Source organism: Streptomyces sp. NPDC046876 (assembly GCF_040645035.1).
Classification (GTDB): domain Bacteria; phylum Actinomycetota; class Actinomycetes; order Streptomycetales; family Streptomycetaceae; genus Streptomyces.
The window spans coordinates 71420-82986 of record NZ_JBEYXK010000023.1 but is presented as its reverse complement, the minus strand read 5'-3'; the positions used below and the strand labels follow the sequence as shown (position 1 = coordinate 82986).

Sequence of the window (11567 nt, the reverse complement as noted above, 5' to 3'; positions counted from 1 at the left end):
GTGTACAGACGTGTCCTCTACCCAACTGGTGTGAACCACCACCTGTTCGGGCGCACGTCCCCCCACCGGGTGGGGCCGGGCCGGCCCGCGCGGCCCCGGGCCGGCCCGGGCCGGCCCGGACGCGGATCAGCGCAGGTCGAACCGGTCGAGGTTCATGACCTTGTCCCACGCGGCCGCGAAGTCGCGTACGAACTTCTCGCCGGCGTCCGCGGAGGCGTAGACCTCCGAGATCGCCCGCAGCTGCGAGTGCGAGCCGAAGACGAGGTCGACGGCGGTGGCCGTCCACCTGACGTCGCCGGTGGCGCGGTCGCGCCCCTCGTACTGGTTCTCGCCCGACTCGGACGCGTGCCACTCGATGCCCATGTCGAGGAGGTTGACGAAGAAGTCCGTCGTCAGCGTCCCGGGGCGGTCGGTGAAGACGCCGTGTCGAGACTTGCGGACGTTGGCGTTGAGCGCCCGCATCCCGCCGACCAGCACGGTCATCTCGGGGGCGGACAGCGTCAGCAGGTTGGCCCGGTCCAGGAGCAGCGTCTCCGGCGCGAGCTTCTCGCCGGCCCGCAGGTAGTTGCGGAACCCGTCCGCCCGCGGCTCCAGCACGGCGAACGAGTCCACGTCCGTCTGCTCCTGCGAGGCGTCGGTGCGCCCCGGCGCGAACGGCACCGTGATGTCGTACCCGGCGTCCTTCGCGGCCCGCTCGACGGCCGCGCACCCGCCCAGCACGATCAGGTCGGCGAGCGAGACCTTCTTCCCGCCGCTCTGCGCGCCGTTGAAGTCCCGCTGGATCCCCTCCAGGGTCTGGAGGACCTTGCCCAGTTCGGGCGTGTCGTTGATCTCCCAGTCCTTCTGCGGGGCGAGCCGGATCCGGGCGCCGTTCGCGCCGCCGCGCTTGTCGGTGCCGCGGAAGCTGGCCGCCGACGCCCAGGCAGTGGAGACCAGCTCGGGTACGGACAGCCCGGAGGCGAGGATCTTGTCCTTGAGGGCGGCGACGTCCGCGTCCGTGACGAGGTCGTGGTCGACCGCGGGGACCGGGTCCTGCCACAGCTGGGGCTCGGGGACCCAGGGGCCGAGGTAGCGGGAGACGGGCCCCATGTCGCGGTGGAGCAGCTTGTACCAGGCCCGGGCGAACGCGTCGGCGAGTGCGTCCGGGTCCTCGTGGAAGCGGCGGGCGATGGGCTCGTAGACGGGGTCGAGGCGCAGGGCCAGGTCCGTCGTCAGCATCATGGGGGCGTGCCGCTTCGACGGGTCGTGCGCGTCCGGCACGGTGTCGCGGGCCTCGGGGTTCCTGGGCGTCCACTGCCGGGCGCCGGCCGGGCTGGTGGTCAGCTCCCACTCGTACCTGAACAGGTTGTCGAGGTACCCGTTGTCCCAGGTGGTGGGCTCGTTGGTCCAGGCGCCCTCGAGGCCGCTGGTGATCGCGTGGACGCCCTTGCCGGTGCCGTACGTGTTCGGCCAGCCGAGGCCCTGCGCCTCCAGGGGGCAGGCCTCCGGCTCCGGTCCGACGTACTGCGGGTCGACCGCGCCGTGGCATTTCCCGAAGGTGTGGCCGCCGATGATGAGCGCGGCGGTCTCCTCGTCGTTCATCGCCATCCGGCCGAAGGTGTCGCGGATGTCCCTGGCGGCGGCGATCGGGTCCGGATTGCCGTTCGGGCCCTCCGGATTCACGTAGATCAGGCCCATCTGCACGGCGCCGAACGGATTGGCGAGTTCCCGGTCGCCGCTGTAGCGCTCGTCTCCGAGCCAGGTGTCCTCCGGGCCCCAGAAGATCTCCTCCGGCTCCCAGATGTCCTCGCGCCCGAACCCGAATCCGAATGTCTTGAAACCCATCGACTCCAAGGCGCAGTTCCCCGCGAAAACGAGGAGGTCGGCCCAGGAAATCTGCTTTCCGTACTTCTGCTTGACCGGCCACAGCAGGCGGCGCGCCTTGTCCAGGCTCGCATTGTCCGGCCAGCTGTTCAGCGGGGCGAACCGCTGGGCGCCCGCGCCGCCCCCGCCGCGGCCGTCGGCGATGCGGTACGTGCCCGCGGCGTGCCAGCTCATGCGGATGAAGAGGGGACCGTAGTGGCCGTAGTCGGCGGGCCACCAGTCCTGCGAGGCGGTCATGACCTCGAACACGTCCCGCTTCAGCGCGTCGACGTCGAGCTTCTTGAATTCTTCCGCGTAGTCGAAGTCCTCGCCCATCGGATTGGACCGGGGCGAGTGCTGGTGGAGCACCTGGAGATCCAACTGGTTCGGCCACCAGTCCCGGTTCGTCCGGGGCCGCGTCGCGGCGGGGGCCGGGGAAGGGATTACCGGGTTCTCGCTTTCGCTGCCGGACATGTCCGTCCTTCTTTCCTGTCGCGCTCTTTCCTGCTGCCGGCTACTGCCCGTGCATGACGTCACCCGCGGTGTGTCGGGCCGTCCGGCGACGACCGTATGGCACGGCGGACTTCAGAGCCACGAGAACACGCACAGCAACTCCGTGTACATGTAATAAGAATTCCGGAGTCGATTTTAGTCGTATTGAGCCGGGGGCAAATGGGGGATGTCGCGGTCGTGGACCGTTGGGCTCGAGGCGTGCGTACCGGGCTCGGGGCGGGCCGCTCCGCGCGGACCCCCTTGAGCGCGCTCGAGGCCACTCCCGGACCCGGGCGTTGAACGCGTTCAAAGATCTGGCAGGATGGGCTGCGGAAAGACCCTGCGCCCGCAGGGACGGATGCCGGGCTGCTCTGTCCGCATGCGGTTTCGCCCGGAGATCCGGAGGCCGGTACGCCATGCTCCTGCTCACACCCGTCCTGCTCGCCGTGGTGCTCGCCATCGTGCTGCTGGTGCTGGCCGTCGCTTCGGCCCTCGGGGTCCTCGTCGGCTGGTTCCTCGCCCCGGTGATCCGCCCGTTGCCGCTCTGGGGCAGAATCCCGCTGCTCGTGCTCGTGGCTGCCGCCGTGGCTTCGCTGTGGGCGCTCGGATCGCAGGTGAACGGCTATCTCTGGCCGCTCTTCGCCGGTGCGTCCTTCCTCTCGACCCTGATCACCGGGACCCTCCGCCTCATCGGGAGGCCGAGGGGCGGCGCGCAGCCCCGTTTCCCCGCCGGGAACGGCGTCAGCCCGTCAAGACTCTGGTGAGGGCCGCGGCCACCGACGACGGGTCCTCGACCTGCGGGTAGTGCCCCACGGCCGGCGGGCCGGCCAGCTCCTCGACACGGGCGCCGGGCATGCGCGCCCGGATGCGCTCCAGAACGTGGGCCCCGCTGATCGGATCGGCAGGTCCCCACACGAAGAGCGTCGGGCCGGCGTAGGCCTCCAGCGCCCCGGCCCACCGGTCGGCGTGGACCCGGCGTTCGTCGATGTACCGCAGCAGCCGCGGCGCGAGGCGGTGGCCGCCGGCCCGCGAGGCGGACGCCCACAGGTCGTCGAGGTCCGCGTCCGCCACCTCGCGGCCCAGGACGGCGCGCAGCGCCGCGGCGAACCGCCGCCGGGTCGTGAGCGGGGCCAGCAGCGGGCCCAGCGGGCCGTGCAGCAGGCGCTGCATGAGCACCGGGCGGTGGAGGTCGGGGTAGAGGCCGCCGTTGAGCCACGCCATACGGGTGACCCGCGCCGGGTCGCGGGCCAGCAGTTCCTGGCCGACGCTGACGCCGTAGTCGTGCGCCACCAGGGCCGTCCGCCCGATCCCGTACAGCCGCCACACCTCCTCGACCAGCGAGGCCTGTTCCAGGACGGAGTACGGGTGCCGCCGGGGCTTGTCGCTCTCGCCGAAGCCCAGCAGGTCCAGGGTGGTGACGCGCAGCCCGGCCGCCGCGAGGGACGGGACGACTGCCGCCCAGTCGTGGGAGGAGGTCGGGAAACCGTGGAGCAGGGTGACGGGGCTGCCGTCCGGCGGACCGTCCTGGCGTACGAAGAGCCTGTGGTGAGCGACCCGTAGGGTCGTCCCGCCCGCGATCCAGTGGTCCAGCGGCGGCAGGACCCGGTGCCCGCTCACGTTCCGTCCTCCTTTTCGTCGTGTTCCCGGTGTGTCCCGTCTGCCCCGTCTGCCCCGTGTGCCCCGTGTGCGTCGTGCAGTCGGCTCAGCCCGTGCAGGAGCGTGGCCAGCCCGAAGTCGAACTCCTCATCGCTGTCGAGGGAGTTGAGCAATTCGGCGTTCCGGTGGACGACCGGGTGGGTGCGGGGCGACAACGAGGCGAAGAGATCCGTCATCGCCGCGCGCTGGGCGGGCGTACGGGCCGCGCCGCCGGCGTCGAGCACCGCGGAACCGATCACGAAGTGGGTGACGGTGAGGTACACGTGCACGGCCGTGCGGGGCGGCCACCCCTGGGCCAGGAGCTGGGCGAGGGCGTGCTCGCGGGCCCGCAGCGCGTTGGGGCCCAGCAGCTGCCCGGCCGTGAGCAGCGGTACGACCGCGGGGTGCGCGAGGAGCACCCGGCGGAACTCCCGGGCACCCGCCTCCAGGGCGGACCGCCAGTCGCCGCCGAGGACGGGCAGCCGGATCTCGCCCAGTACGTGGTCCACGGTCTCGATCAGCAGCTCCTCCCTGCTCGCCACGTGGCGGTAGAGGGAGGTGTGGCGGACCTGCAGGACCTCGCCGAGCCGGCGCATGGTGAGGGCGTCCGTCCCCTCACGGTCGGCGAGTTCGAGTGCGGCGGCGGTGATGCGCTCGAGCGTCAGTCCGCCCCGGCGGGGCCTGCGGCGGGCGCGCTCGGCGTAGCGCGCCTGCCACCAGGCGGGGGAGCCGGGCTCCGTACCGGGGCCGGTGGGCGTGTCCACCGGCTCTGCGAGGTCGGCCGGGACGGTCGGGACGGGGGATGCGGGTGTTTCGGATGCCATGGGGTCCGTCTTACTCGAAACTCACTCGAAGAGGTCGGGCTCTGTACGGGTGATCTCGTCCCACAGCGGCTGGAACGAAAACCAGCCCGCCAGCGGGAAGCCGGTCTGGTCGCGGGTGTAGCGGGCGGCCTCCGGGCTGATCAGCCGGGGCGTGCCGGCCGCCTCGGCGAGCAGCTGGGCCTGGGCGCTGCGCTCCATCGAGATGAACCACCAGGCCGCCTCCTCCACCGACTCGCCCACCGTGAAGATGCCGTGGTTCTGGTGGATGACGGCCTTGTGGGAGCCCAGGCTCGCCGCGAGCTGCCTGCCGGACTCCTCCTCGATGACCACCGCACCCGCGTCGTCGCGGTGCACGGTGTGCTGCTCGTACACGGCGCAGGCGTCCTGGGTGATCGGGTCCAGCAGGCGGCCCAGGCTGGAGAAGGCCTTGCCGTGCACGGCGTGCGCGTGGCAGGCGGCGATGATGTCGGGACGGGCGGCGTGCAGGGCGGAGTGGATCACGAACCCGGCCCGGTTCACCGGCCGCTTCCCGTGCCGCACCTGTCCCTCGTGGTCGACGAGGATCAGGTCCGAGACGCGGACGTGCCGGAACGACATCCCGAACGGGTTGACCCAGAACATGTCCGGATACTCCGGATCGCGCACGGTGATGTGGCCGGCCACCCCCTCCGAGAAGCCGAGGCGGCCGAAGACCCGGCAGGCGCCGGCGAGGCGCTGCTTGCGGTGCTCGCGCTCCTCGTCGGGGCTGCCGAACACGGGCGGGAGGTCGAGCTCCAGCTCTTCCTGCTGCGGGATGAAAGCGCTGCGCACAGCGCCGGCGGTCGATGCGTCGTCCATACCGGACCCTTCGTCTCGACGGAGAAGAGGTCGCCCTCACGCACGAATGCGACCACTGGACGCAAACAATGCGACCACCGGACGCAAAACGCAAGGGGTCCGCGACGGGTCCCGGCGGGCCGTCTCGGGCCACTCGGGCCGAGAGGCCGACGTGGCGCCGCACAGTGAGCACGCGGGGCGTCGGCGTACTCGAATGCCGTGGAGGATCGTGCGGTGGGCCACCGCGGCGGCCGAGAGGCTGCGCGGCGGAGCTCGGCCTCCGGTCGGTGCCGTGCGGGGCGTCACTCATGCGGGTAGCCGCAGAGACCGTGTGCTCGTGCCGCAGCGAGCCGGTGGGCGCTCTCGGACGAACCAGGGTCCAGGTCTTCGACGCGCTCGGCCGCGAGACCTCCTCGTGGGACCCACGGTCGAGGCGCGGGTCCCGCTGCTCGACACGAGCAGCCGGGCGGGCTTTGGGCTCGGCGTCACCGTCGGACCGATTCCGAGCATCGGAGTCACCACCGTACTGATCTTTCCGGCCCCCCTGCTGCCGGTGCATTGTTCGGTCCACCTAGGCTCCGGATCATGGATGTGGGTGGGCAGTGGGAGCGGTGGAACGGGCTACGGGGGCGGGTTCCCGCGTGGCATCCGGTCGGGGTGGTGATCGAGGCCGACGGGCCGGTCCTGCGTCGGCACTACGGGACACACGGCACTGCCGAGCACGCCCCGATCGCACCCGGCACCGACCTGGCCGGGCTGGTACGCCGGCAGCAGGTGGCCTTCGCCGAGCGCGACGAGCCGGTGGAGTGGAAGGTGTACGGGCACGACTCACCGGGCTTGGGCACGGCTTTGACGGTGGCGGGCTTTACCCCTGGCTGGGAGCGTTCCGTGCTGATCGCCGACACGCTCGCGGGCGCGAAGCCCCAGGACGACCTGCGGCGGGAGCCCCGCGACGGGGTGTACGACCTGTACCGGGTGCGGGACCAGGCCGAGCGGACCTGGAAAGTCGCCGTCGGATCTCCGGGCCCGCATGCGGTGCCCTACGCCGAAATGATCGCGGACGGCTCCTCAGACGAGGGTGACGTCCTGATCCAGGTCCTGCTCGAGGACGGTCTGGTCACCGCGGCCGCCTGGGCCCGCGGCGATGAGCAGCCCTTCACGATCATCGGTGGCCTGACCAGTGACGATGAGGGCTTCGTACGGGCCTGCACCGACCGGTGGCGTCACGACAGCTGGCTCGGCTGCCCCCTCCTCGCCGAGGCCGACGGCCCCCTGCGCGCGCGGCTTTTGGAGGCCGGGTTCACCGAGGCCACCACCGTTCGCTCCTACCACTGGCACCCGCCAGGTGCACCGGAACCCTCCCGCCCCGCGCAGTTCCTCGACTGGCTCCATGACGACGGGCCACTGTGGGAACGCTTCTACGCGGACTTCGACTTCAAGCCCAGCACCACCCACCGGCCCGCGATCACGGACCCGTCCCCCTCGGCCGTCTGGAACCTGCACGCCCACCACCGACCCACCCGGGACCTCCCCGCGGAACTCGAAGCGATCGTCCAGCGAGGACTGCTCACCGCGACCGAGCCCGGAGAGTTCGTGTACTGGCTGGACTGGCAGCACGACGGCTACCGCTACGACCCCCGCCGCACCGACATGCCAGGACGGCCGCCCCGCCCCGGTCTGGGCACCTACCCCAACGGCGACTACTACCTCCACCTCACCCAAGACCTACGCCTGGGCACCTTCGGCCACCCCTGGGAACAGACCCTCACCATCTGGGGACCGGCACTGCTCACCGCCATCGAAGGGGAGCTGACCGAACTGCTCGGAGAACCGGTCAGGCGCCGGAACTGAGCGCGCCCCAGGGCCATGCATGATGGGATGCCGCCCGTTCCGTTTGAGCAACCGCCCAGGAGCCGCGCCAGGTCTCCCGTGTGGGCGGACGCGATGCCGGATACTCAGGGGATGGATGGATCAAGGGCTGACTGGATCAACACCACCCACGATTGGGCCCGCGATGTGGATCTGGGTCATCTCGCCCGGATTCGCCAGGAGCCGGAGGAGTTTGCTCCCTGTGGCCCAGGGCACCTCGTCCTTGAAATCGTTGCCTATGCCGCCGATGAGGCATCGGGTCGAGCGGGGGGCCGATGCCTGATCACTCTGCACGGCGACGGCTCCGTGTCCGTCGAGGACGACGGACGAGGCACCGACACTCGCGTTGACGACCACGGTCGGATCGTGAAGAAGCCGGTGATGGCGTCGAAGGACCTGCGGTTCTTCGACGCCCCGGATGCACAGCGGCTTCCGAACGGGCATCCGCGTCGCGGCATGTCCGTCGTGGCGGCGCTCAGCGAGTGGCTGATCCACACCAACCGCCGTCACAACGGGGCCTGGAGCCAGCGCTATGAGCGCGGTGTTCCGGTGAGTGCCCTGATTCCCCTCGAGGCCGACGGAACCACCGGGACGCTCGTTCGCTTTCTGCCATCCGAATCGCTCTGCCCGCCGGGGTCGTTGACCGTGGACGATCTGACGCGGTGGACCGCGCACTGGTCTCACCTGGAGGTCCGCCTCGATGACCAACGCGGCAGAGCCACCTGATCCGGTGAGCTCCTTCCTCGTCCGCGCGGGGATCGACCTTCGCGGACGGCGGTCTGGCATCCCCGCGGCCCTCGGGGTAGGTGTGGCCAACGCCCTCGGCCGGCGTCTCCACGTGCTTCGGCGGCTCGGAGGCCATGTTCGTGCTCAACGTCGCCGCCCAGGGCCCGGGAGGCGTTGTTGTTGTGCCCACTCCACACCCCGGTGATCAGTTTCGGTCGGCCGGAAACGTACGGTCGCGGGGGCATGACGACCCGGGGCGTGACGTGCGGTTAGGTTGGGGCGTGTGTTGAGGGGGAGATCAGCTGAACTGGCGGCACTGGACCGGGTGTTGTCACAGGCGCGGGACGGTCGTGGGGCGGCGCTGGTGGTACGCGGCGAGGTGGGCGCCGGGAAGACCGCCCTGCTGGAATCGGCGGCCTCGTCCGCGGCGGCCGCCGGGGCCCGGTTACTGCGGGGCGCCGGGGTCGAGTCCGAGGCGGAGCTGCCGTACGCCGGACTCCAGGTGGTGCTGCGGGAGGTGCTGGGGCTCATCGGGCGGCTCCCCGCCCGGCAGGCCGAGGCGCTGCGCACCGCGGCCGATCCGGCTGCCGGCCGGGCCGAGGGCAGAGGGCTGGGCACGGGCGCGGGCAGCGGTAACGGTGCCGTTGCGGACGTCGGCGGCGACCGGTTCCTCGTCGGCGCCGCCACGCTCACGCTGCTCGGCGAACTGGCAGGGGACCGGCCCGTGGTGGTGCTGGTCGACGACGCCCACTGGCTGGACCACGAATCGGCCGAGGCGCTCGTGTTCGCCGCCCGCAGACTGGGAGCCGAACGCGTGGCCATCGTCTTCGCGGCCCGGGGCGGCTCCGGCCCGGCCGTGTTCGGGGCGCCCGGACTCCCCGTACTGCCGCTCGACCCGCTGCCCGACGAGGACGGATCGGCCCTCCTCGCGGACCTTGCACCCGCGCTGCACGCCTCGGTCCGCCACCGGGTGCTCGCACAGGCCCAGGGCAACCCCCTCGCGCTGGTGGAGCTGGCCGGTGCGCTGACGGCCGGCCAGCGGGACGGCAGCGAGCCCGTCAGCGACCAGGAGATCGCCGTGCTGCCCGCCTCCTGGCGCGTGCAGAGGATCTTCGACGACCGGATCAGGGAACTGCCCGGGCCCACGCAGGCCCTGCTGACGGCCGCCGCCGCGGAGGACACCGGCGACCTCGCCCTGATCGTGCGCGCGGGAGCGGGGATGGGGGCCGCGGCCGCCGACCTCGCCCCGGCGGAGGAGGCCGGGCTGATCCGGCTGGCCGGCGGTCGCGTGGTGTTCCGGCATCCGCTCGTGCGGGCCGCCGTGTACCAGGGGGCCGGGATGTCCCGGCGGATGGCCGCGCACCGGGCGTTGGCGGAAGCGCTGCTGCCGACGGGTGTTGATGCGGAGGCGGATGCGGGCGCGGGTGCAGGTGCGGGCGAAGGGGCTCATGTGGCTGCCGGTGCCGGTGCCGCCGGCGCTGCCGGCGCTGCCGGCGATCGCGCCGGCGGCGGTGACCGGGCCGGTCGGCGGGCCTGGCACCTCGCCGCGGCCGCCGTCGGCTACGACGAGGACGTCGCCGGCGAGCTGGAGCGGACCGCGGAGCACTTCCGCTCGCGCGGCGGCCGGGCCGCGGTGGCCGCCGCCTACCGGCGCGCCGCCCAGCTGACGGAGGACCCCGGCAGGCGGGCCCGCCGGCTGGCCGCCGCCGCCCTCGCGGCCGGTGACGCGGGCCAGACCGAGCACGCCGCCGCCCTGGCCGACGCCGCCGCGGGCCGCACCGCGTCCCCCGACGAGACCGCCCGGCTCGCCTCGCTGCGGGCCGGCCTGGCCCATACCGCCGGCCGGCCGGAGGCGGCCCGCCTGGTGCTGCTCGACGCCGCCCGGCAGGTCGCCGGCCGGGACCCCGCCGCGGGATCCCGCATGGCCTTCGAAGCCATGGCCGCGGCCTGGGACGCCCCCGACCCGGCCGGAGCCGCCGCCGACACCCTGGCCCGCCTCGCCGGCCTGGACCTGGGCGACGGCCCGCTGGTCCGGGGCACGGCCGCACTGCACGGGCTGGCCACCGGGGACCTGGCCGGCGGCACCGCCGCGCTGCGCGAGTTCGCCGACCACGTCGCGGCCACCCGCCGGGACCGCGAACTGCCCGACCAGGCCGTGCTCCAGGGCTGGGACATGCTGCTCGGCGACTACGCCGCCGTGCACGACCAGGCCGCCGCCCTGGACCGGGAGTGCCGTGAACACGGCGCGGTCGGGGTACTGCCGCGGGTACTGCTGCGGCTCGCGCGCTGCCGGCTGTTCCTCGGCCGCCACCGCGACGCGTACGCCACCGCCGTGGAGGGGCTGGAGATCGCCCGCGACACCGGGCACCGCCATTACGGCGCCATGCTCGGCGCGGTCCTGGCCGTACTCGCCGCCCTCGACGGCGACGAACCCGGCTGCCTGGACCCCGTCCCCGGCGACCTCGCGCCCGGCAGCACGCCGAACCCGCTGTGGCACGCGTACGCCCGCGGCCTGCTCGACCTGGGCCGGGGCCGCTACGAGCCGGCCCTGCACCGCTTCGCCGCGATCACCTCCGGCCCGAACCGGCACGTGCTGATCGCCCTGCACGCCCTGCCCGAGCAGGTCGAGGCCGCCGTACGCCTCGGAAGGCCGGCCGGAGCCCGGGACTGCGCCGACCGGTTCGCCCGGTGGGCGGCGGCCGTCCGGACCCCCTGGGCGCAGGCCGTCGAGCTGCGCTGCCGGGCCCTGCTCGCGCCCGACGACGAGGAGGCGGCCCCGCTGTACGAGCGTGCGCTGGCCGCCCATGCCGGAGACGGCCGGCCGTTCGAGGAGGCCCGTACCCGGCTGCTGTACGGGGAACGTCTGCGCCGGGCCCGTCGGCGCGGGGCCGCACGCGACGCGCTCGCCGCAGCCCTGGAGTCGTTCGAGCGCCTGCACGCCGCACCGTGGGCCGACCGGGCGCGCAGCGAACTCCGGGCCGCAGGGGCATCGGGAGCCGGCCGCGCGGCCGCACCGGCGGGGGCGGATCCCGCGGCCCGGCTGACGGCGCAGGAACTCCAGGTGGCCCGCCTCGCCGCGACCGGCCTGAGCAACCGCGAGATCGGCGCCCGGCTGTTCATCAGCCCGCGGACCGTCGGCTACCACCTGTCGAACGCCTACCCGAAGCTCGGCGTGACCTCCAGGGCCGCCCTGGCCGGCCTCGACCTGACCCGGCCGAGCTGAGTCGTCCGCCCGTCGATGCAGGTCGTCGAACCCGGTCATTCGACAGATCCGGACCGACCGCGCCGCTCGTAGCGTCGTTCCCGTCACCGCGAGCGCGGAGCGCCGAGCGCCGAACGCCGGTGACGGGAACGATCCGGGAA

The 11567-nt window shown here is 72.9% G+C and carries 8 protein-coding genes; 4 read left to right on the top strand and 4 right to left on the bottom strand.

From position 1 onward, the window contains the following. Window positions 1-126: 126 nt before the first annotated feature. Entirely contained in the window at window positions 127-2316 is a 2190-nt protein-coding gene (katG, locus tag ABZ924_RS15810; protein ID WP_361908981.1) for a catalase/peroxidase HPI, read from the bottom strand. Between the two features lie 434 nt (window positions 2317-2750). Between katG and ABZ924_RS15805 the strand changes: the two genes are divergently transcribed. Further along, window positions 2751-3098 (top strand): hypothetical protein, encoded by a 348-nt coding sequence (locus tag ABZ924_RS15805; protein ID WP_361908978.1) that lies wholly within the window; start codon window positions 2751-2753, stop codon window positions 3096-3098. On the opposite strand, the gene ABZ924_RS15800 is transcribed toward ABZ924_RS15805, so the two are convergent. From ABZ924_RS15800 to ABZ924_RS15790, 3 genes are read right to left on the bottom strand one after another with little or no spacing between them, the layout of a single operon-like run. After that, window positions 3076-3951 (bottom strand): alpha/beta hydrolase, encoded by an 876-nt coding sequence (locus ABZ924_RS15800; RefSeq protein ID WP_361908975.1) that lies wholly within the window; start codon window positions 3949-3951, stop codon window positions 3076-3078. The genes ABZ924_RS15805 and ABZ924_RS15800 overlap by 23 nt on opposite strands. Beyond that, window positions 3948-4793 carry a TetR/AcrR family transcriptional regulator gene (locus tag ABZ924_RS15795; protein WP_361908972.1) on the bottom strand — a complete coding sequence of 282 codons (846 nt, stop codon included), beginning with the start codon at window positions 4791-4793 and terminating at the stop codon, window positions 3948-3950. Before ABZ924_RS15795 ends, ABZ924_RS15800 begins: the two co-directional genes overlap by 4 nt. 21 nt (window positions 4794-4814) lie before the next feature. Next, complete coding sequence (locus ABZ924_RS15790) at window positions 4815-5630, bottom strand: class II aldolase/adducin family protein (RefSeq protein ID WP_361908969.1); 816 nt, start codon at window positions 5628-5630, stop codon at window positions 4815-4817. A 564-nt stretch (window positions 5631-6194) separates the two neighbouring features. On the opposite strand from ABZ924_RS15790, the gene ABZ924_RS15785 reads away from it, so the two are divergent. From ABZ924_RS15785 to ABZ924_RS15775, 3 genes are all read left to right on the top strand, one after another. Next, a complete protein-coding gene (locus tag ABZ924_RS15785; protein WP_361908966.1) occupies window positions 6195-7460 on the top strand; it encodes a DUF2716 domain-containing protein in 1266 nt (421 codons plus the stop codon). A gap of 111 nt (window positions 7461-7571) precedes the next feature. Beyond that, the gene (locus tag ABZ924_RS15780) at window positions 7572-8204 is read left to right on the top strand and encodes an ATP-binding protein (protein ID WP_361908963.1); all 633 of its coding nucleotides are present in this window, start codon (window positions 7572-7574) and stop codon (window positions 8202-8204) included. A gap of 283 nt (window positions 8205-8487) precedes the next feature. Next, window positions 8488-11427 (top strand): LuxR family transcriptional regulator, encoded by a 2940-nt coding sequence (locus ABZ924_RS15775; RefSeq protein ID WP_361908960.1) that lies wholly within the window; start codon window positions 8488-8490, stop codon window positions 11425-11427. The last annotated feature ends 140 nt before the right edge of the window (window positions 11428-11567 follow it).